This window comes from Pseudoclavibacter sp. RFBJ3 (assembly GCF_002931375.1).
In the GTDB taxonomy this organism is placed as follows: domain Bacteria; phylum Actinomycetota; class Actinomycetes; order Actinomycetales; family Microbacteriaceae; genus Pseudoclavibacter.
Map to the genome: position 1 here is coordinate 211,961 of NZ_PSXZ01000006.1, position 20,601 is coordinate 232,561.

The following is a 20,601-nucleotide window of genomic DNA, read 5'->3' on the forward strand; positions in this document are numbered from 1 at the left end:
CGACTACCCTTGCCACATGGTCTCCCGTGTCAAAGGTGCAGTTGTCCGTGGCAAGAACGAACCGGTGTCGATCGAGACGGTGCTGGTCCCCGATCCGGGGCCAGGCGAAGCCGTGGTCGACATCATCACGAGCGGTGTCTGCCACACCGATCTCCACTATCAGCAGGGCGGGATCAGCGACGACTTCCCGTTCCTGCTCGGCCATGAGGCCACCGGCCGCGTGTCGGCGGTCGGCGAGGGCGTGACGGAGGTCGCGGTCGGCGACCGGGTCATCCTGAACTGGCGCGCGGTGTGCGGCGAGTGCCGTGCCTGCGCGAAGGGGCAGCCTCAGTACTGCTTCAACACCCACAACGCGACGCAGAAGATGACGCTGGAGGACGGCACGGAGCTCTCCCCGGCACTCGGCATCGGCGCGTTCATCGAGAAGACGCTCGTCGCCGCCGGCCAGTGCACGAAGGTCGACGAGGAATCGGATGCGGCTGCCGTCGGCCTGCTGGGCTGCGGTGTCATGGCCGGCATCGGTGCCGCCATCAACACGGGCGAGGTGAAGCGCGGCGAGTCGGTCGCGGTCATCGGCTGCGGCGGGGTGGGCATGGCGGCGATCGCCGGGGCCGCCCTCGCCGGGGCGACGACGATCATCGCCGTCGATATCGACCCCGCGAAGCTCGAGCGTGCCGCCCACTTCGGGGCGACGCACACCATCAACTCCCGCGAGGAGGACGTCGTCGAAGGCGTCAGGGCCCTCACGGGCGGCTTCGGAGCCGACGTGGTCATCGAGGCCGTGGGTCGCCCCGAGACGTACAAGCAGGCGTTCTACGCCCGCGACCTCGCCGGTCGGGTTGTGCTCGTCGGGGTGCCGACGCCCGAGATGACCCTCGAGCTCCCGTTGCTCGACGTCTTCGGCCGCGGCGGCGCTCTGAAGTCGTCCTGGTACGGAGACTGCCTCCCGAGCCGCGACTTCCCGATGCTCGTCGAGCAGTACCGCCTCGGCAGGCTCGACCTGGACGCCTTCGTCTCGGAGCGCATCGGCATCGACGACATCGAGGCGTCGTTCGGCCGCATGAAGGACGGCACGGTTCTGCGTTCGGTGGTGGAGCTGTGAGCGGCCACGGCAAGGTGCGCATCGACCGCGTCGTCACGAGCGGCACGTTCTCCCTCGACGGGGGCACGTGGGACGTCGACAACAACGTGTACCTCGTCGGCGACGACGAGGACGTCGTCGTGATCGACCCGGCCCACGACGCCCAGGCGGTGCGCGATGCGGTCGGCGACCGCCGGGTGCGCCGGGTGCTCCTGACGCACGGGCACGACGATCACATCGCGGCGGCGCAGGAGTTCGCGACGCTCGTGGACGCGCCCGTCTCCCTGCACGACGGCGACCGGATGCTCTGGGATGCCGTCTACCCCGACTCGGCTCCCGACATCGAACTGGCGGACGACGACCGCATCGTGATCGATGAGGTCGACCTGCAGGTGCTGCACACGCCGGGCCATTCGCCCGGGTCGGTCTGCTTCTACGCCCCGGCCCTCGGAGCGCTGTTCAGCGGAGACACGCTCTTCAGTGGCGGGCCCGGGGCCACGGGTCGGAGCTACAGCGATTTCGGGACGATCATCGCGTCGATCTCGGAGCGCCTGCTGACGCTGCCGGCCGAGACCAAGGTCTTCACGGGTCACGGGGACTCGACGACGATCGGGGCGGAAGCGCCGCACCTCGAAGAATGGATCGCGCGTGGCCACTGAGTCTCAGGCCTCGTCCGAGGCGAACGTGCCTCCCACGGGTGCTACGACGTTCGACGTCATCGTCATCGGCGCGGGCCCCGTCGGGGAGAACGTCGCCGACCGCACCGTTCAGGGTGGCCTGAGCACCCTCATCGTCGAGAAGGAGCTCGTCGGCGGTGAGTGCTCGTACTGGGCGTGCATTCCCTCGAAGGCGCTCCTTCGGAGCGGGGCTGCTCTGCGCGCGGCGCGTGCCGTGCCGGGCAGCCGCGAGGCGGCGACGGGAGACCTCGACGTGTCGGCGGTCCTCGCTCGTCGCGACTCGTACGTGTCCGAGTGGAGCGACGAGGGGCAGGTGGCCTGGCTCGCGGACGCTGGCATCGAGCTCGTGCGCGGGCATGCCCGCCTAACGGGTGAGCGTGAGGTGACGGTCGGCGAGACGACGTACTCGGCGCGTGTCGCCGTCGTCGTCGCGACCGGGTCGGCGGCACTGCTGCCCGACATTCCGGGGCTCGCTGACGCGGAGCCGTGGACGAGCCGAGAGGCGACGTCCCTCGAGCGCATCCCCGAGTCGATCACGATCATCGGCGGCGGCGTCGTGGCGGTCGAGATCGCGACGGCCTACACCGATCTCGGCGCCCAGGTGACGCTGGTCGCACGGAGCACGGTGCTCGGCAGCTTCGAGGCGTTCGCCGGTGAGGCGGTCGTGGCGGCCCTGCGCTCGCGTGGGGCGACGATCATCACGGGTGCGGCGCCAGCTGGTGTCGTCCGGGATGCGTCCGGTCGGGTCACGGTGACGCTCGACGACGGCCGCACACTCGAGAGCAGTGAGCTGCTCGTGGCGACGGGCCGGGTCCCGCGCACGGGCGATGTCGGTCTCGAGACGGCCGGGCTCGAGTCCGGGGCCTGGATCGATGTCGACGACACGATGCTCGTCCGCGGCAGCGACTGGCTGTACGCGGCGGGCGACGTCAACCATCGCGCCCTGCTGACGCACCAGGGCAAGTACCAGGCGCGGGCGGCGGGTGATGCGATCGCGGCGCGCGCCGCGGGGCGCACCCTCGACGATGGCCCCTGGGGCACGCACGTCGCGACGGCTGATCACGCCGCGGTGCCTCAGCTCGTCTACTCGGACCCTGAGGTCGCCGCTGTCGGGCTCACGGCTGGTGCCGCCGAGAAGCAGGGCCTTCGGGTGCGGGCCGTCGACGTGCCCATCGGCAACGTGTCTGGGGCTTCGCTGCACGCGGAGGGCTACGAGGGAACGGCCCGGATGGTCGTGGACGAGGATCGCCAGGTTGTCGTCGGGTTCACCATGGTGGGCCCCGACGTGGGCGAGCTGCTGCATGCGGCGACGATCGCGGTCGTCGGCGAGGTGCCACTGTCACGGCTGTGGCATGCGGTTCCGTCGTTCCCGACGATCAGCGAGCTCTGGCTGCGGCTGCTCGAGGGATACGGGCGTCCGCAGTAGCAGGCGACTCAAGCGCACGCCCACCGGCGGAGGGCGCGAGCGGGTTCTGCGAGCCCCTCCCGCCGGTACGGGTATTAGCGCGAGGTGCTGGTGCCGGGTGCTGCTGCGGGCGGGTGGTTGGGCGTCAGCAGCCCGGCGGCTCGGCATCACCAGACCGCAGGCTCGGCATCACCAGCCCGGCGGCTCGGCATCAGCAGCCGGCGGCTCGGCGTCACCAGACCGCAGGCTCGGCATCAGCAGACCAGCGGCTCGGCGTCACCAGACCGCAGGCTCGGCATCAGCAGACCAGCGGCTCGGCGTCACGAGACCGCGGGCTCGGCATCACCAACCCGGCGGCTCGGCATCACCGAGCGTCGGCTCCGTGTCACCAGACGGGCGGGAACCCATGTGCGAGGCAGTGTGGATTCCAGGTTGGGCCTCGGCTCTGGCACTCGCGCTTGCTTCGGTGCTCGCTCCGACCCAGGTCTCGCTCTGAATTCTGCTTCGGCGACGGCTCGGACTTCGGCGACGGCTCCGACTTTGGCTTCGGCACCGGTTCTGACTTTGCCTCCAGCACCGACACCGACACCGGCTTCGACTTCGCTCGTCTCAGCCGCCGTGGTCGCCGGAGAAGACCTGACGAACTGTCGGCGCACCCTCAGCCGTCTCGAGGACTTCGACGGTGTCGCCCGCCGCGATCTTGCCGTTCTTCGCGACGCGCAGGTAGGCGCCGACGCGGGCGGCTGCGCTGAATCGCTTCACCCAGCCACGTTCGTCGTCTCCCCCGACCCACCTGGCGAAGGTCTGGCATGGGACGCGCGGGGCGGTCACGACGAGTTCGACGACGCGGGATGAGCCCGCGGCGGTGAGGTCTCCGATGCGGAGGGTGTCACCGATGTGGAGGTCGTTGACGTCGAGCCCGTCGATGCGGAGGTTCTCGCCGAAGAACCCCGGAGGGAGCTGGCGGCCGAGTTCCTCGGCCCAGTGGTCGGCGTCAAGCTGCGAGTAGGCGTAGACCGCCTGGTCGAGGCCGCCGTGGTGCTTCCGATCGGCCTGCACGTCGCCGTAGACCCCGTAGCGCCCCACCTTGACGGGCCCCTCGAGGGTCCGCTTGTCGATCGCGGTGACGCCGACGGCACCCGGGTCCCGGCGGAGCTGCGCTACGGCGCAGACGGCGAGCAGCTGGGCCAAGGTCGGCTCAGTTCTTTCGCTTCGCGTGCAGTTCGGCGACTCGGGCGTTCTCGGCGCGGACCTTCGCCTGGACGCCTCGCTCGTGGGAGAGCCACGATGGGGCGCTTTCGAGGAGAGCCTGGATCTCTTCAGTTGTGAGCGCTTCGGTGACGCCGCCACGGGCGAGGCCGGAGTTGGTGATGCCGAGCTTGCGGGCGACGATGTCGCGCGGGTGGGGACCGGTGCGGCGCAGCTCCTGCAGCCATTCGGGTGGGGTCTCCTGCAGCTCGAGGAACTCGCTGCGGGTGAGCGGGGCCTCCTGGAATGCTTCTGGGGTTGCCGGCAGGTAGATGCCGAGCTTCTTGGCGGCGGTCGCCGGCTTCATGGTCTGGTCTGACCCGCGGTCGGCCGCGGTGTGGCTCTCGGCCGAGTTGCCTTCTGATTCGCTCATCTGAGCATCGTACCCAGTAGCCTTGCGGGCATGGAGACTCCGACGCACCTCACGGTCGCTCTCGCCCCCGGCATCAACCCACGGAAGTGGTCTCGAGTGTGGGAGGAGCGGAGAGCAGAGACGCCGCTGGAGTTCGCGACCCTGCATTCGGCCGAGGCCAGGCAGCTCGTTCTCGACGACGGCGCGCAGGTCGCCTTCGTGCGGCACCCCTTCGAACGTGAGGGGTTGAACGCGATCGATCTGTTCGCCGAAGATGTGGTCGCTGTGGTCGCGGTCGAGTCGGATCTCGACATCGACGAGCCTTTGCGGTTGGAGGAGCTCGACGACTGGCAGCTGGTGCTGGCCGCGTGGACCCCCGATTGGGCGGAGGCGGCAGAGCGCCTGGGGCTCGACTCGGGCGAGGCGGCCATGACGACCGATCCGGCGGACGCGATGGAGCTTGTCGCGGGCGGGGCCGGGGTGGCGATCGTCCCTCAGTCGGTCGCGAGGCAGCACGCCCGCAAGGACGTCACGTATCGGGTCATCAGCGACCTCCCTCGGGTTCCCGTTTCTGTGGTTTGGGCGGTCGCCGATGACCGTCTCGACACCGAGGAGTTCGTCGGCATCGTCCGAGGGCGCACCGCGGGGAGCTCGAGGGGACGCACCGGCGCAAAGTCTGCCGCGCTGCAGCGGGAAGAGCAGCAGGCGCTGGCGGAGGCCGAGCGCCGCGTGAAGGAGCAGCAAAAGAAGCGGGCGACCGCGAAGCGAATCGGCACCTCCTCCGGGACGAGCCGCGGCGCCCAGCTCGCCGCGAAGCGCGCAAAGGCGGGCGGATCGGGCGGCAAGCGCAAGCGCCGCTAGCGCTGGCTGGGTGGCTGGCTCGCTGGCTTGCTGGTTCGCTCGCTTGTTGGCCGACCGGCTGCGTGCTCGCCTGCCAGACAGATGAGCCAACAAACCAACAGGCAGGCAGGCAGGCAGGCAGGCAGGCAGGCACGCACGCAGGCACGCAGGCATGCAGGCGGGTAAGCAGGCAGGCAGGCCGAGCTCTTGCCGACTTCTCTGACAGGGTTCGGGTGAAATCCCGCGCCCGCGGCAGCGGCAGCGGCAACGGCAGCGGCAACCTTCTTGACGTCGCGCGGCACCGAGCCTAGAAGGGCGGCAATTCGTCTGCGCTCCCCTGCTGCTCCGGCTCATCTGGGGCTGGCGCCTCAACGTTGCTGTTCTGCTGAGACGTTGGCCGCGGCATCGCCATGCCTGTCGCGGCGCGGCCGTCGCGCGCCTCATCGCTCGGCCTGAATTCGATGTTGGTGCTGGCGTGGGTGTCGTGGTGTTCGGGCTGGTCGGTGTACGTCTTGCCACTGGGGGTGCGCCATTCAAGGACGCCACCGCCGAGTTGTCTCACGGTCCATGCGGTGGCGTGTTTCATGACGTGGTGCCCTCTGCACAGTCCGCAGAGGTTGTCGATGCTGGTGGTGCCGCCGTGTTCCCAGGCGTGGGTGTGGTCGAGGTCGCAGCGCGCGGCGGGTTGCCGGCAGCCGGGCCAGCGGCAGTGAATATCTCTCGCGGTGAGGAAGGCCCGCATCGCCGCGGTGGGACGGTAGGTATCGACGGCCGCGACCGCACCCGTGATGGGGTGGGTGAGGATCCGCTGGAATGAGGGAGCGTTCGCCGCGAGTCGTTTCGCTTCCTCGAGCGGAATGGGTGACATGCCGTTCAGCAGCGCGGGCGCCGGAGTCAGGCGATCAGTGTCAGGGGCGACAGCGCGGTCAGGGCCGAGGAGCGTGAGGATCGGGATCGTGAACTGCACGCTCGCCTGTATCCCCGCAGCCGCGCCGTTGGAGGTGGGCGTCGAGGTGAGGAGCACGTCTGCGAACAGGTCGGCCTTGACCTGGTCGACCGTTCGCTCATCCGGAGCCTCGTCCGTCATCTCGCCCGGCATCTGGCCCGGCCCCTCATCCCGAGTCGCGTCCGCCCCCTCGGCGCGGGCCCCGCTCGCGGCGCTCTCGCTGATCCCAATACCCCCGGTGCTCTGGGTGCTCTGGGTGTTCTCGGTGTTCTCGGTGCTCTGGGTGTCCCCGGCACTCCCGGCAGTCCCGGTCCTGCCCGTGATGCCGGCGGGTGCAGGCCTCGCCCGGATCACGGCCTTGGCCTGCTTACGCAGGCGGTCCGCGATCGCCTTGCCCTCGATGAGCGGCAACCGAGCTCGCAGCAGGCACATGCCGTTCTCCGCCTCGGTCACCGACACGTACCGCGTCTTCCGCGCCCGCGCGAACCGCTCGCACACCGACTCCTGCGTCAACGACTCCGCGACCCTCGCCGCCGTCACCCGCAGCGCGCGGGGCGGCAGCACCCGCGCACCAACCTCCGCGAGCATCACGCGGACGAACGCAGCTCGGCGTGCTGTCTGCTCCCCCGCATTCAGGTGCGACACCGACAGGCCTGCCTCGGTCAACACCCGCAGTTGCGCCTCGCTCACCGCGCCCGCCCCCAGTGCGTCCACGAGCCCCGGGAACTCACGCACCGCGGTCACCGCCTCCTGCAGGAGTCCCTCCGCGACCGACTGCCCAACCTGTTCGACCAGCGCCACCTCGGCTGCCAATGACCGCACATGCAGACCGTGTTCCGCCGAGCCCTCAGCCGCATCCAAGGCTGCCGCGATCTCCGCCAGCTCAGCCCGAACTCGGACCTGCGCCGCCGCGACCACAGCCGCCGCTGCCATCAGCCCCGTCTCCCTCGCCAGGAGCAGCCGACGCCGCGCAGCGACCGACCCCGGATCGCGGGGATCGCACCCCAGCCCGGTCGGCGTCACATCATCGTTCGAAGTCATACCCGAATCTTGGACCGGACCACCGACAATTGGCACCCCGGGTGCTCACCGTTCAGCGAAACCCCAGATCAAACGGCGAGTTTCCGGGAAGCAGGGAGACGACCGGCTCCCGGCCGGTGGTAGCTTGAAAGGCACGAACAAGGAGGTTCGCTGATGCGCAAGGTCACCTACTCGCTGGCCCTCACCCTCGACGGGTACATCAAGGACTCAGACGGCAGCTTCGACTGGGGAGACCCCAGCGAGGAGGTGTTCCGCTTGGCGACCGAGGAGGTGCGAGCGGCCGACTTCCACCTGATGGGTCGCCGCCTCTACGAGACGATGGTCTACTGGGAGCCGACCGACGAAGCCCGGGAATATGGGGAGCTCGAGACGGAGTTCGCCGAGCTCTGGCGCGCCCTGCCGAAGATCGTGTTCTCGAACACGATCACCGAGGTGCAAGGCAATACCAGGATCGCCGAGGACGGGCTCGCCGAGGAGATCGAGCGCCTGAAGGCCGAACCGGGAGAAGGACCGATCGCGATCGGTGGAGCAGAGCTGGCGCATCAGGTTGCTGATCTCGACCTGGTCGACGAGTACCTGCTGCGCATATGTCCCGTCCTCGTCGGAGGCGGCACGCCGTTCTTCTCACAGAACGACCGCCGCACGAACCTCGAGCTGCTCGACTCGCGAACCTTCGAGTCGGGCGTCGTGCATCTCCGATACCGCGTCCTGCGCTGACCCGGACTGTCGACTACGCCTCGCGCGACCAGCCGCTCGCCGGAGCGATGTGCTCCGCGATGGTGGCGAGCATCCGCGCGTTGTAGGCGACACCGAGCTGGTTCGGGATTGCTTTGGATGTAACTAGCGCTCTCCCACGGAACGGAACTGGATGACGAATCGAGGCAATGCCGCCATCTACTGCCGCATTTCCCGTGACGCCGAAGGAGACGCTGCCGGTGTTCAGCGGCAAGAAGCTGCGTGCCGCGAACTAGCGGCTCGCTTGGGGCTCAAGGTCGCTCACGTTCGTACCGACAACGACGTGGGCGCGCACGATCGAACCCACAAGAGCAAAGTAAGGCTCGACTACAGCGACCTGCTGCTCGACGCTCGCACGGAGATCTACACGCATATCCTCGCCTACTCGAACAGCCGCCTGACCCGCCAAATGTCAGAACTGTCGGACCTCGTGAATCTGGTGAGGACCACGGTGTCTCCATCCATACAGTTGCCTCGGGCGACTACGATCTCGCCTCCTCCGATGGCCTCCTCGTCACTGACGATTCTCACCTCCGTCGACACGTCAGAGTCAAACAAGATCAGTGAGCGTCAGATGGCCGCGTTCCGTGCCAACGCCCGTAAGGCGTTCCCAAGCAACGTCCACGAGCTTTCGGCCGAAAGGCCGATGGGGTGACTCTCGAACCGGAAAAGCTGCATTGATCCGCGACGCCTTTAGACGGTTGATCAGCGGAGAGCCCAACACCTGCACAGCTCGTCAGCGAGAAGCGGCCGGCGTGCTTACCGCCGCTGGGAAGACGAAGTGGGACTGGTCACCTCTCCAAAAGGTACTCATCGGTTGGAGACCAGCCGGTGTCCGCACCTACAACCGCGAGCCACTGAGAGATGCAGGCGGAAACCTTGTCAAGGGTACATGGCAGCCGATCATCTCTTTGGGAGCGCGACGCCGCCATCGCTATGCTCGGAAATCAAATCATCAAGAAGGTGCGCCAATGAAGTTGGCTGTTCCCAGACATCGTCACCTGTGGTGAGTGCGGAGCGTCGGTCGACGGGCAGGTGCGAGACAAGCAGTCCGACACGATCCAAGCCTGCAAGCGAGGGGACGGAGCGATCAAGGCGGCTCTTCTTGAAGAGAACATGGAATCCGAAGACAGCCGAGGCGAAAGCCGACGGGGGCAGGCTACTCAACGGTGACCTCGGTGGTCCGCGATCGTTCCCCACCATGCAGCCGCATCTTTGCGAGGAGTAGCCGGAAGCCGTGATGGCCGCTCTTCTCCGGAACCGTGGAAAATTTTACCGCCCCGTTGCCTAGAACCGGCCTGAGGTTGAGGCGGCCATCGAAGGCGCAGCTCCATCACAACGGATGCTTCTATGCCGGTTACGAAAGGCACCTGCGAGCCCTCACGGATCTATCCCGCCCGTGTCCCGTATGCGGGGCTCTGGTTGGAGAGACGTGTCACACCAACTCCAAGTCGTTTACGACACTTCGCGACCCGTGCGTGAATCACAAGGCGCGACCGCGCGGCTGAACCGACTTGGACGCGCTCGCATCTCTAAAGCATCGCCACACTGGCGATCGCCGCTAGTATCCAGCCATGGGGTTTGACACATTCTTTGACGTTGCCAACCGCACGCTGATCGATTATCGCAAGCAGGCTGGCGATCTGCCGAGGTTCGTGTTCGACTCCTCCGACGCGGTTGTCGAAGGTGGTAGCGACGAGGAGCCACCCGAGAGCGTTGACTTCGCGACCACCGTTGAGGGTGCGCTGGCCGTGCTTGAAGCTCAGGGGTTCGGCTGGAACGCATGTGTGGCCGCTTATGGTGCGGTTCGAGGTGGTGGGATTGCTGGGAGCCTTCTAACCGGTATGTACATGGCTGAAAACCTGCTTGGAGAGGGCATGGAAACGTTCAAGAAGGCTGAGCGTGAGGCAGAGGAGTGCGTCGAAAAAGAGGCCGAGGCCAGCCCTCATGACGACTTGACGGTGCTCGGAAAACTGTTAGCGGCGTCCTGGCTGGATAAAACGGTTGAGAAGCCTCTTTTCTTAAACGAGTTTTTGTGGGGTGAGATACCTGAACCATCAACGGGGCATATCTCTCAGGTGATTCACGCAGCGCAGAAGGCCGGACTCGACCCGCTCCCTCCCGCGCGCGCTATCGAGACCCTCGGGAGCCTCTTCCGTGAAGCTCGTCTCGTCGCGTGGCCCATTCTCTTGACAGTTTTCTTGACTCACCTTCCTAGCGATGCTCGAGTCAGCTATTCACTCACGGGAGGCATGGACGAGTTCGAGATTGTGGATCGGCCTTCGGCGCGGGCTTTTGTCGACAGATGGTGGACCGGCACGGGTGAAGCGGTTGCCGACTACGCTCGCAATCTCGGTGTCCTATTTGGTGTACTAGCTGACTTCGAAGGTCACCTCAGTCCTCAATATTGGTTTGGTCAAGCCATCGCGGCTCTCGACCACCTCGAGGCGTTGAACGTTGATCGATCAACGAGCACGAACAAACAGCGAGGTGATGCGCTTGAGCGTCTCGTCGAGGCATTGTTCTACACCGAAGGGCCAGACCTCATGGTGGCGGAGAAGAACTTCCGCACCGAGGAGGAGGAGGTTGATCTTGTTCTACGGAGTAATCTGCCCGCTCCGTTCTGGGCGTCGCAGAAGAGTGCGTACTGGTTCGTTGAGTGCAAGAACTGGTCTAGACCGATGGGCGTTGCAGAGATTCGCGTGTTCGAGTCAAAAATCGATGATCGGAAGTCGAGCGTCCGAATAGGAGTATTCGTCTCTACAAGTGGTTTCTATAGCACCGCAGTCCACCGTCTGAAGTCTGCGCAGATCAAAGACATTGGCCTCATCTACGCCATCACTCTCGAAGATATTCGCGGTTTGCTGGACCGTCGTCAGTCGTTGTCGGACTGGTTACTCAACGAGGGTGCCATGCGAGCCTTCGGGAATGGTCTCAACGGCATCAAAGAGTGACCCGCACTTCGGAGTCTCTATCGGTCCTTGATGCCGAGTACGTAGCGAGTGTGAACGTTGCTCGCTGCGTTGCCCCATGCTCCTAGAACTGTCTCAAAAGCCACCGAGATTGTGGGACCGGAAGCCGGTTCTACGGCAGATCGGCCGTCACGGCGAAGACGGTACGCCGAACTGGCGACAGGCGCTGGCTCGCGATCTGGACTCGCTCTGAGCGCAACCTCGCTGCAGCGAAACTCCAGCGCAGAGTGGGCCTGTCGGCTGCGTCCGATTACTGGAGGGGCCATTACCGATTGCCGTCTCCGGCGGAGCGCGCATCTTTAGCACTAATGGCGGCCTTCGCTGCAGCCACAAAAACGGGAGCTAGCGCCACTGCGTACGCTAGATAACGAAAGCAGACGTGCCCATCAGCTCCCGGGGGTGTAGAGATCCTCTCCCGCTCGTCCATCACGCCCTGCCAATGCGAAGGATTCCCAGCGATGAGATGAGCTGAGCTGAGCTGAGCGCCTAAGAGGCACGCTAAGCCCGAGCCGTCAGCTCTCGATAGAAACCGTCACCTGAGTGACGGACACCACGTCTAGCTGAGTGGCGGTTGCAACAGTTGGGTGGAAGAGTGCGATGTTCACTCCGTCGTCGCTGCTGACCGAGCTTCTGTACAAGACCCCGTTGAAGCCTTTTTTCTTGATGTACTCGCACAGGTACTGCGTTGGAACATACTCGTAAGCGACGCCGCTCGGCTGGACAGGCCGCGTTAGTTCCTCGCCAAGTCGCTCAAGGAGTGGCAAGTCGGCTCGAAGCTCGACGATCAAGGTCTCATCCCCATCGCTCAGCGGCGAGATGAGGGATCGAGGATCGCGAAGATCAGCCAGCTTGAGGTTCTCTGCGTCTGAGAGGTCGAAACGAGCGACACATGCCCGCTCGCCGGTGTGAGGTCGAAGCTCTGCGACTGCGGTTGCGCGGGTCGACCCAAGGTAGAGGTAGGGAATACCTGCGGGATTTGCTCGACCGTGTCCCGCCTTGTGACGTGGCGGCGCGCCCATGTCCGTCAGGGGGAACGCCTTATCGCCCGTCATTAGGCGGGCCCGGTACCAGTTGCTGAACTCAAGGGCCGTGGGCGTAGTAATCAGCTGGTCGAGCAGAACTGCCAAACGATCCATGTCCATGGGTTCTTCGAGGAACCAGCGGTTGCTGTGCATGAGTTCATCGCGTAGCTCTTCCCAGCGACGAAGGTTGCCGCCGCTCGGATGCGCAATCGGCGTGAACTTCTTGCGAACGATCTCACCGTCGTTAAGCACGTCGGCAAGCAGCTCTTTTGCCTCTGCTTCACTCAGCCTGCCGCTTGAGAACATCCTCCACTCGCTTATCAGGTGTCGGACGAGGAAGTCGCCGTCTGGATCCGCACTATAGGTCGCAACGAGCGGGGCGAACCATTGACTCAGCCTGGATGGGATGATGCAGAGCGCGTCTGCTTCGCCGCAGTAGTCGCAGTCTTGCCTAACGGGTTCGCATTGACCGATCAACTGAGCTCGAATATGCCGATCATCGAAGCACGTGGCGCAGCACCGTCGTTCAGGCATTTGCGTGGTAGTCCGCAAGCGTCTCGATGTGGTGCTTGATGGATAGTTTTTTGACGTATCCCAGACCAGGGAAGTGTTTGCGCTCGTACAGGTCGCGGAACTCTTCAACAGCCGTTGTGGAGACGATCTTCGTGAAGGGGTCATCGACCGCCGCGATAAGCTTGGCGAGCGCTTGCGCGAACTTACCTGCCGGGTCGACGGGGGTATCGTTTGAGTCGGACTTGAAGTGATGAACGAACATCGCGTCATCGTTGGACGGGTCGATGTACGTCAGGTGGATGGCCACAGCATATGCGGGACCGCCGCCCTCGCTGTAGTGATCGCCAACCGTCAGGAAGTCACCGTAACCGTCGCCACCTAGTTCTTCGTAGGTAACGTGGAGATCTGAGAACCTGTTGACCAGGTCGTAGTCCGCGTTCTTTTTTCGTTCGAACCCGTCGTCAATCAAGATGCGCCGTGCGCCCTTGAACGGGCGGCGGTAGAGAGTGTTGCGAGCATCGAGGAAGACGTGCGTTATCGAGTCCGCCTGGAGGCTGTTGGCTAGAGCTTTTCCATCAGTAAACCCACCGTGGACGAGCGTTAGTGGCCGTTCAGCGTACGGTTCGATGAGCCTAAGTACATCGTCCACAGACAGGTCGCTCGTGAGAAGGAGTGCTGGGGAGATTGCGTCGTTGTCCCCATGGCTGTCCGCCATGTACTGCGCTAGCATCTCGCTGCTATCCCTGTGATCGCCGTGTCTGGGATTCACGATCACCGTTGCGTTGGCACCGTTCAGAAGTAGTTCGTCCAGTGTGCGCTGAAGTCCTTTGAAGGTCTCTCGAACTGGCTCAATGATCGGATTGAAACCTGCATCTGCGATGACCGCTGCACACTCGCGGATCGCTATTAACTCGAACTGCTTGCCACGAAAGTAGGGGAAGTACATCTTCGTTCCTAACTCCAGGTCATCACTGACGACATCAATGTACCAGTAGCTACAGACAGATTCGCACGCGCGCCGTCATCCAAGTCGCCAAAGAGTGCTGCCGTCCTGATCGACGGCGGCAAAGTTCCAATGTGTTCTTCCTGAGCTGCGCGTGATCGGTTCCGCTTCAAGACGCTGACGGCATGCTGATGGACGTCAACTGGGTCGAGGTCCGCGAAGAGCTTCCTCAGTTCCACCCAGAGGCGGGTGTTCGGAACGTCGGGCGCCTCTATGCCGATCCTTTCGAGCACCTGCGCAGCCTCGCTAGAGCGGAGAGTCTCTAAGAGCGCCGTCGGGTCGATGCGTTCAGGGAGATCTTGGGTTTCACGGACGACCTGCAGTCGGAGACGAGGAGAGAGCACAAGCACGCCGACATCCTCCGGAGCGAGGCGAAGCACAGCGTCCGTCTGAATCGGGCTCGTGACCACTGTGACACTTGCGAAGACAGACCTGTAGTCGCTGAGCTGGCTAGTGAGGCGGCTGAGCGAATCTCTTTCCGACTTGATCTCGTAAGCCGTAGCGGTGCCGTTGAGGATCACTAGATCCGCCTTGGACGCCCGTGCGCGCACCTCACTTAGAACTGTCGCTGTGCGGAGGTTGTGTCGACCGAGGGCAATTTTCTCGACTACCGAACTCCGATAGACATAGTCATCTCTATTGCCGGACTTCGTCAGCTTCGCGTAGCCGAGATCGAGTGCGTCCCTCAGAGTTGCTCCTCCGGGCAAGTCCGCCGGTAGTGAAGTGTCTTGCAGCAGGCGAGCGACAAGAGGCGAACGACCGCTTCTACCCAGTTCGCGCATAGCGGCTGGGGAAAACAGGCGCGAGAGAGCAGCGAGTTCTCCGTTGGCAGATGTGCCCACGCGAAACACCCCCCACCGTTCGGAACCGTTGGTTGATTCTAGCTGGCCACCCCTTCGATGACTGTTAGCCCACGGCGCTGCGGCACAGGTCCGCCGGCCTCACCTGGCCGCAACAGCGTTTCCCCTGATGGGCCCTTCCCAGTTGGGCTTCCACCCCATTGACGGGGCGATATACTTCGCAAAGTTCTCAAGGAGCCTTGTGCAGTAGGCGACACCAAGCTGGTTCGGCACGGTCAGCAGAAGCGTGTCCGCCGCCTGGACGGCAGCATCCGCCGCGAGCTCCTCCGCGAGACGATCGGGAGTGCCCTGGTAGGTGCGACCGAAGCGTGAGCGCATCCCGTCGAGTACACCGACCTGATCGCCCTCCCCGCCGCCTCGCCCGCCGAAATAGGTCACGTCCTCGTCGGTCGTGATGGGGATGACGCTGCGGCTCACCGAGACCCGGGGCTCTCGACGGTGTCCGGCGGCCGCCCACGCGTCCCGGTACCCCTGGATCTGCTCGGCCTGCAGCTCATCGAACGGAACGCCCGTGTCTTCCGTGAGCAGCGTCGAGCTCATGAGGTTCATGCCCTGCTCCGCAACCCACACGGCACTGGCTCGGCTTCCGGAGCCCCACCAGATGCGGTCGTCCAGGCCGGCGGACTGCGGCTGGATGGGGAGCGGCGCCGTCGAGCCTGTCATCTGGGGGTTACCGGCAACGAGCCCCGCACCGGTGATCGCCGCGCGGAACAGCTCCGTCTTCGCGCGGGCCAGCTCGTCATCGGTCTTGCCCTCGGGCGGAGTGAAGCCGAACGCGTGTGCGCCGTCCTGGGCGGGCTCGGGTGAGCCTCGGCTCAGACCGAGCTGGAGCCTCCCCTCGCCACCGGCGTGTGCGCTGATGAGGTCGGCAGCGGCAGCCTCCTCCGCCATGTACAGGGGGTTCTCGTAGCGCATGTCGATGACGCCGGTGCCGATCTCGATGCGGCTGGTCCGAGCCCCGACGGCTGCCAGGAGCGGAAATGGGGCAGCGAGCTGTCGCGCGAAGTGATGCACGCGGTAGTAGGCGCCATCGATGCCGAGCTCTTCCGCCGCGACCGCGAGTTCGATGGACTGCACGAGCGCATCACCGCCTGTTCGCGTGCCCGATTGCGGAGACGGGTGCCAGTGCCCGAACGAGAGGAAGCCGATTTTCTTGCGCATGCTGAGCACAGCGTCTGGGATGCATGTCGCATTCCCGAGACCGCTCGCGTGTCGCCTTCTCCCGATTGTCGGAGGTCGGGGTTACCTTCCTCGCATGACGAACGTGATCTACAACACCGCCACGACGCTCTCCGGCTTCATCGCCGACGACGACGACGCTCTCGACTGGCTGTTCGTCGTCGACCAGCCCGACGACGACAGCTTCGGTTCGTTCCTGGCGAGCGTCGGCGCGCTCGTGATGGGATCGACCACCTACCAGTGGGTCTACAACCACGAGGGTCTCGACGAGCATCCCGAGAAGTGGCGAGCCTCCTACGCCGACCGTCCGACGTTCGTGTTCACGAGCCACGACCTGCCCGTCCCTGAGGGACTCGACATCCACCTCGTGCGGGGTGCCATCGCCGACCACATCGGCGCCATTGCAGCGGCCGCCGGCGACCGCGATATCTGGGTCGTGGGTGGCGGAGACCTCGCCGGCCAGTTCTACGACTCGGGCCACCTGACTGAGGTCCGCCTCTCCATCGCGCCGGTGACCCTCCCCTCCGGAGCTCCGGTACTCCCCCGCCGCATTGAAGCGGATGCACTGCGCCTGACCTCCGCGCACGCGCGGGGACAGTTCGTGGAAGCCCGCTACGAGGTGAGCTACCCGCGGAGGTGACGAAGGCGTGACCTCGTCGCCAGAGCGAGCACAAGCGCGCCCGCGACCAGAAGCACGATCGAGACGACTGGAAGGCCCACAGCCCAGAGCATCGTCGCGGCCAGCCCGAGGAGCCCCGAGATGATGACCGAGTCGAGCTGCCAGACGAGCCTCGCGAGCACGGACACGTCGCCGACCTCGCTCGGCATGGGCGTCAGGAGCAGCGGAGGGAGGTGCCCGCGGCCCGCTTCGTAGGCGCGCACGGCGACCATGGCGAGGCTTGCGAGCAGGGGCGCGGCACCACCACCGCCACCACCCGAGACGAGGAGCGTGACTCCGACGACAAGGACGACGACGGCCAGAGGGAACGCGGCGTGCAGCAGGAACTGCTCTCCCGTCGGCGTTCCGAAGACGGCGGCCCCTGCGGCAGCGTCGGCCGCATGCCGGAACCCCTCGGTGAACGGGGCCAGGGCGAGGAACATCAGAATGGAGCCACCGAGCGCGGCCAGCGCGGCGACCGCCGACGGGCTGACAGCCAGACCCAGGAGCAGGGCCGCGGCCACAACCCCGACGAGCCCGAACACGGTGCGCTGCGGTGTCCGCAAAGCACCGACCCCATCGCGGACCAGCATGGACAGCACGCGCGGCCCGCCGACGACGGCTCGAAGCCCCCTCCCCATCGAGGGCACCTCGCGGTAGGCCGCCGATGCGCCCGCCAACTCCCCTGCCGCTACGGCGAAGGCGGCAGCCTCCCGGCGCCGTGCCTGCCGGAGGAGCTCGTCACCCCGCAGTCGATCCAGCAGCCGAGGCATGGAGGCGAGCGCAACCGCAAGGACCCCGAGGAGCACCAGTGCACCGACGAGAACGAGACTCAGGCCCGCGTCATGCCCAAGCCAGCCCTCGAGGGCCGAGTGGAGCCCTCGACCGTTCCCGCCGCTCAGGCCGACGACGCCGGTCCAGATCGACCCGAACCAGGCCCCGACCCCAACGGGCGACACCCCGAGAAGACCGAGAGCGATCGCCACCCCCCACGCGCGCAGGCTGCCGATGACCTGGCCTACGAGCGCCGCGATCACGCCGAGGCACGCCAGGGCGACGGACGCCGCCACGAAGCACGCCACTGGCACCAGAGGGGCCCCGACGCCCACGACCAACGCGGCCCCCAGGAGACAGGCCAATAGCCCCGTCCCTGCCGAGGCTGCGAGTGCACTCCGCCGGAACGGCCGCCGCAACGAGACGCGCCTCGGCACGTCATTGGAACCGAGGGTGACCGTAGCGAAGGGATCAAGCAGGGCCGGACCACGAGTCGTCCCCACCAGCAGACCGAGGGGTACCACCGCGGCAGCCACGATCCGAAGCTGCTCTGCGAACGCCGGAGACGTAAGCCAGGCGATCGAGGCAGGTTCCAGGAGCGCGATGAACAGCATCCGCGCCAGTGGCGCGACCGCGACGAGCACCACCGCTCCCGCGAGGTAGGCGCGGTACGCACCCTCACGCCGCCGCACGCCCACCGCCCTGGTCGTCGCCATCGCGTTCGCGTTCGCCGGCAAGCCGCAACTCGTCCGCACCCAGCGCCTCGATGAGCGCTCGGCTGTGGGTCGCGACGATGATCGCCGCGCCCCTGTCTCGCTCTTCCACGAGGATGCGGGCAAGCAGCTCTCGTCGCTCCTCGTCGAGACGCTGCTCGGGTTCGTCGAGCACGAGCACGTCGAACGGACGCGCCAGAACGGTGGCCAGTGAGAGCAGCTGGAACTGCCCGGACGAGAGCTCGTGCGGGAACCGCGTGGCCAGATGCTCGATGCCGAGGCGCGCCAGCACCGTATCTGCGGAACGCTCCCCCTCGAGCGTGCTGGTCTCCCACGATGCTGCGACGGCCGTCAGATGCTCTCGTGCAGTCAGGGTGAGCGAGAAGGGGACCGACCCGAGCAGGGCCGCGAGGCTGCGCCGGAACCGCGGACTCCGTTCATCCACCGCCCGGTCGTCGAGGAGGATTGTGCCGTCGCTCTGCGTGACGAGCCCGGCCAGCGCGCGGAGCAGCGTCGTCTTCCCTGAGCCGTTCGCCCCCGTCAGGCACAGCACCGATCCGGCCGGCACCGCGAGATCGACATCGGAGAGCACCCGCGTGCCCCCGCGCTTCACCGAGAGACCCTCGACGCGGACGACTGGCACGCAGCCATCCTCCGCTCGACCAGGACCGCGATCACGTCCCCCAGGGCCGGACCCGCTCACGACCGCAGCCCCTCGACGAACGCTTCGAGGCGGCGCAGCCCTTCGACGAGCTCCGCTCGCGAGGCAGCATAGGAGAGTCTGACGTGGGTCTCGCCCGTGTGCGCTCCGAAGTCGCGGCCAGGTGTCAGCGCGACCTGGGCCTCCTCGAGCGCCCGTCCGCAGAAATCCCACGAGGACAGACCGGTCCGGGACACGTCGAAGTACACGTAGAAGGCTCCGTCGGGCAGGACTGGAACCGGGAGACCGATGCGCTGCAGGCCCTCGAGCACGAGTTCGCGACGATTGGCGAGCTCGACCCGGCGCTCCTCGCAGATCGACAGCGACTCGGGGGTGAACGCGGCGAGAGCGGCAAGCTGCGCCGGTGCCGACGCCGACAGGAAGTAGTTCGTCGCGAGCTTCTCGACGGCCGGGACGAGAGCCTCAGGGAGCACGGCCCAGCCGAGTCGCCAGCCGGTCATGCCGAAGTACTTGGAGAAGCTGTTGATGACGATCGCTTCCGGGTCGACGCTCAGGACGCTCCGCGGAGGGGTGCCGTCCTCGCCCGGGTCGGAGAGGTTCAGGTAGATCTCGTCGACGATTCGCCACGCGCCCCGCTCTCGGGCAAACGCGCAGAGGGCACCGAGCTCCTCGAAGGGCACGGAGGTGCCGGTCGGGTTCGACGGCGTCGCGACCATGATCGAGGACGTCCGCTCACCCCAGACCGCTTCGACGCTGGACACGTCGAGCTGGTAGCGGGACTGGATGCTCGTGGGCACGCCGACCACCCGTCCGCCGAAGCTCTCGACCAACTGCCGATTGCAGGGGTACGACGGATCGGCCATGACCACATCGTCACCGGGGTCGGTGGTGGCGGCCACGACGACCAGGAGGGCCGCCGAGGCGCCCGAGGTCACGAGGATGCGGGCCGGGTCGACCTCGACGTCGTGACGGATGCGGTAGAACTCGCTGATCGCTTCGCGGAGCGCTGGGAGCCCGAGCGCGACGGTGTACGGGAGCGGCCGACCATCCATGGCATCGCGCATCGCCTCGCGAACCTGAGGCGGCGCCCCGAAGTCGGGTTCCCCCAACGAGAGCTTGACGACGCGCTTGCCCTCCGCTTCGAGGGCGGCGGCACGCTGCCCGAACGCCATGGCGTGGAACGGCTCGACCGTCTGGGCGCGATGCGAGAGCTTCATACCCCAAGGATGCCAGGTGGCCCGGTCTCAGGGCAGTTGGGGGTCGTCCGCCGAGCAGCGCGACGCTCAGCTCCTGGTGGCGCCAGCCCCGGTGCGCGCGCCCCGGGACGGAGAAGAGGCCTGGTCGTCCGTGATCGCTCGCACTCGCGGGCTCCTGCCCGCTTGGGTGTGCAGCCAGGCGCCCGCCGGGACGGTCTTGATCGACTGCCAGGCGTCCCGGTCGAGGTGCCCAGAGCGGGGCGAGAAGACCTCCTCGAGAAGTCGGGGGTCGTCGCTGATGAACGCCGACGTGCCTTCCTCCAGCCACACCGGCCTGCTCTCCCCTCGTTCTCCGGGGCGTGCGCCTTGGACCCGCAGCGCCCCGGCCCGGTCCTTGGCGATCATGATCGCGGATGGCACGAGCAGCTCCGGGACATCGTCGAGCTCGTCCAGGAATCGTCGCCTCTGGGCCCGCAGCACGACGGACGTCGCCGGCTCACTGGAGAGGCGAGTGAGGAAGATGAGGTCGAGGTGCCTCGTTCGGACCTCGGTGAGCGCCCGCTCCAATGGTCGCGCGAGCAGCCACGGTGCACCCGAGCCGTGGTCGGCGACAACTCGAAGACGCCCTTCGACGATCGCCCTTCGAACGTCAGGATGCACGTCCTGGTCCGGATGTACGAGTACTCCCACGGCTCTCCAAACTCACGAGCGGTGTTGCTCCGCAC

20 protein-coding genes are annotated in these 20,601 nt (G+C 66.1%); 9 read left to right on the forward strand and 11 right to left on the reverse strand.

Features of this window, described 5'->3' with window-relative positions; all coding sequences use genetic code 11:
• Window positions 1–16 precede the first annotated feature (16 nt).
• Genes C5E07_RS08470 through C5E07_RS08480 form a run of 3 tightly spaced genes read left to right on the forward strand, consistent with a single transcriptional unit; the run spans window position 17 to window position 3,184 of the window.
• Window positions 17–1,102, forward strand: coding sequence for an S-(hydroxymethyl)mycothiol dehydrogenase (locus C5E07_RS08470; RefSeq protein WP_104299094.1), 1,086 nt, complete (start codon window positions 17–19; stop codon window positions 1,100–1,102).
• Complete coding sequence (locus C5E07_RS08475; protein WP_258063813.1) at window positions 1,099–1,740, forward strand: MBL fold metallo-hydrolase; 642 nt, start codon at window positions 1,099–1,101, stop codon at window positions 1,738–1,740. Before C5E07_RS08470 ends, C5E07_RS08475 begins: the two co-directional genes overlap by 4 nt.
• On the forward strand, window positions 1,730–3,184 hold the full coding sequence (locus C5E07_RS08480; protein WP_104299095.1) for an NAD(P)/FAD-dependent oxidoreductase: 1,455 nt from the start codon (window positions 1,730–1,732) through the stop codon (window positions 3,182–3,184). The genes C5E07_RS08475 and C5E07_RS08480 overlap by 11 nt, the downstream gene beginning before the upstream one ends.
• Before the next feature lie 588 nt (window positions 3,185–3,772).
• Here C5E07_RS08480 and C5E07_RS08485 read toward each other — a convergent pair.
• Together C5E07_RS08485 and C5E07_RS08490 are read right to left on the reverse strand one after the other, a co-directional pair.
• Window positions 3,773–4,354, reverse strand: coding sequence for an MOSC domain-containing protein (locus tag C5E07_RS08485; RefSeq protein ID WP_104299096.1), 582 nt, complete (start codon window positions 4,352–4,354; stop codon window positions 3,773–3,775).
• A gap of 7 nt (window positions 4,355–4,361) precedes the next feature.
• Window positions 4,362–4,718 carry a DUF5997 family protein gene (locus tag C5E07_RS08490; RefSeq protein ID WP_219819490.1) on the reverse strand — a complete coding sequence of 119 codons (357 nt, stop codon included), beginning with the start codon at window positions 4,716–4,718 and terminating at the stop codon, window positions 4,362–4,364.
• Between the two features lie 96 nt (window positions 4,719–4,814).
• Here C5E07_RS08490 and C5E07_RS08495 point away from each other — a divergent pair, with 96 nt between their 5' ends.
• Window positions 4,815–5,624: a substrate-binding domain-containing protein gene (locus C5E07_RS08495; protein WP_104241091.1), complete on the forward strand. Its 810-nt coding sequence runs from the start codon at window positions 4,815–4,817 to the stop codon at window positions 5,622–5,624.
• A 286-nt stretch (window positions 5,625–5,910) separates the two neighbouring features.
• On the opposite strand, the gene C5E07_RS08500 is transcribed toward C5E07_RS08495, so the two are convergent.
• The gene (locus C5E07_RS08500; protein ID WP_104308678.1) at window positions 5,911–7,572 is read right to left on the reverse strand and encodes an HNH endonuclease signature motif containing protein; all 1,662 of its coding nucleotides are present in this window, start codon (window positions 7,570–7,572) and stop codon (window positions 5,911–5,913) included.
• Between the two features lie 171 nt (window positions 7,573–7,743).
• On the opposite strand from C5E07_RS08500, the gene C5E07_RS08505 reads away from it, so the two are divergent.
• The 4 genes from C5E07_RS08505 (at window position 7,744) to C5E07_RS08520 (ending at window position 11,279) form a co-directional block, all read left to right on the forward strand.
• Entirely contained in the window at window positions 7,744–8,307 is a 564-nt protein-coding gene (locus C5E07_RS08505) for a dihydrofolate reductase family protein (RefSeq protein WP_104241089.1), read from the forward strand.
• A gap of 151 nt (window positions 8,308–8,458) precedes the next feature.
• Window positions 8,459–8,980, forward strand: a complete 522-nt coding sequence (locus C5E07_RS08515; RefSeq protein ID WP_104299098.1) for a recombinase family protein — start codon at window positions 8,459–8,461, stop codon at window positions 8,978–8,980.
• Entirely contained in the window at window positions 8,913–9,335 is a 423-nt protein-coding gene (locus C5E07_RS19980; RefSeq protein WP_374953197.1) for a recombinase family protein, read from the forward strand. The genes C5E07_RS08515 and C5E07_RS19980 overlap by 68 nt, the downstream gene beginning before the upstream one ends.
• 564 nt (window positions 9,336–9,899) lie before the next feature.
• Entirely contained in the window at window positions 9,900–11,279 is a 1,380-nt protein-coding gene (locus C5E07_RS08520; RefSeq protein WP_104299099.1) for a restriction endonuclease, read from the forward strand.
• A gap of 530 nt (window positions 11,280–11,809) precedes the next feature.
• Here C5E07_RS08520 and C5E07_RS08525 read toward each other — a convergent pair.
• The 4 genes from C5E07_RS08525 to C5E07_RS08540 all read right to left on the reverse strand — a co-directional run bounded on the left by C5E07_RS08525 (window position 11,810) and on the right by C5E07_RS08540 (window position 15,856).
• A complete protein-coding gene (locus C5E07_RS08525; RefSeq protein WP_219820065.1) occupies window positions 11,810–12,796 on the reverse strand; it encodes an RES family NAD+ phosphorylase in 987 nt (328 codons plus the stop codon).
• A gap of 49 nt (window positions 12,797–12,845) precedes the next feature.
• Window positions 12,846–13,778, reverse strand: a complete 933-nt coding sequence (locus C5E07_RS08530) for a sce7725 family protein (protein ID WP_104299100.1) — start codon at window positions 13,776–13,778, stop codon at window positions 12,846–12,848.
• Between the two features lie 8 nt (window positions 13,779–13,786).
• The gene (locus C5E07_RS19170; protein ID WP_146080550.1) at window positions 13,787–14,677 is read right to left on the reverse strand and encodes a sce7726 family protein; all 891 of its coding nucleotides are present in this window, start codon (window positions 14,675–14,677) and stop codon (window positions 13,787–13,789) included.
• Between the two features lie 99 nt (window positions 14,678–14,776).
• Window positions 14,777–15,856 carry an LLM class flavin-dependent oxidoreductase gene (locus C5E07_RS08540; protein ID WP_104299192.1) on the reverse strand — a complete coding sequence of 360 codons (1,080 nt, stop codon included), beginning with the start codon at window positions 15,854–15,856 and terminating at the stop codon, window positions 14,777–14,779.
• A 94-nt stretch (window positions 15,857–15,950) separates the two neighbouring features.
• Here C5E07_RS08540 and C5E07_RS08545 point away from each other — a divergent pair, with 94 nt between their 5' ends.
• Window positions 15,951–16,514, forward strand: a complete 564-nt coding sequence (locus C5E07_RS08545; RefSeq protein ID WP_104299102.1) for a dihydrofolate reductase family protein — start codon at window positions 15,951–15,953, stop codon at window positions 16,512–16,514.
• Here the strand turns inward: C5E07_RS08545 and C5E07_RS08550 are convergent.
• The 4 genes from C5E07_RS08550 to C5E07_RS08565 all read right to left on the reverse strand — a co-directional run bounded on the left by C5E07_RS08550 (window position 16,499) and on the right by C5E07_RS08565 (window position 20,566).
• A complete protein-coding gene (locus C5E07_RS08550; RefSeq protein WP_104299103.1) occupies window positions 16,499–18,022 on the reverse strand; it encodes a hypothetical protein in 1,524 nt (507 codons plus the stop codon). The genes C5E07_RS08545 and C5E07_RS08550 overlap by 16 nt on opposite strands.
• Window positions 17,985–18,662, reverse strand: coding sequence for an ABC transporter ATP-binding protein (locus C5E07_RS08555; RefSeq protein ID WP_181057888.1), 678 nt, complete (start codon window positions 18,660–18,662; stop codon window positions 17,985–17,987). The genes C5E07_RS08550 and C5E07_RS08555 overlap by 38 nt, the downstream gene beginning before the upstream one ends.
• A gap of 56 nt (window positions 18,663–18,718) precedes the next feature.
• Window positions 18,719–19,897 (reverse strand): aminotransferase class I/II-fold pyridoxal phosphate-dependent enzyme, encoded by a 1,179-nt coding sequence (locus tag C5E07_RS08560; protein ID WP_104299105.1) that lies wholly within the window; start codon window positions 19,895–19,897, stop codon window positions 18,719–18,721.
• Between the two features lie 66 nt (window positions 19,898–19,963).
• Entirely contained in the window at window positions 19,964–20,566 is a 603-nt protein-coding gene (locus tag C5E07_RS08565; protein WP_146080551.1) for a hypothetical protein, read from the reverse strand.
• Window positions 20,567–20,601 lie beyond the last annotated feature (35 nt).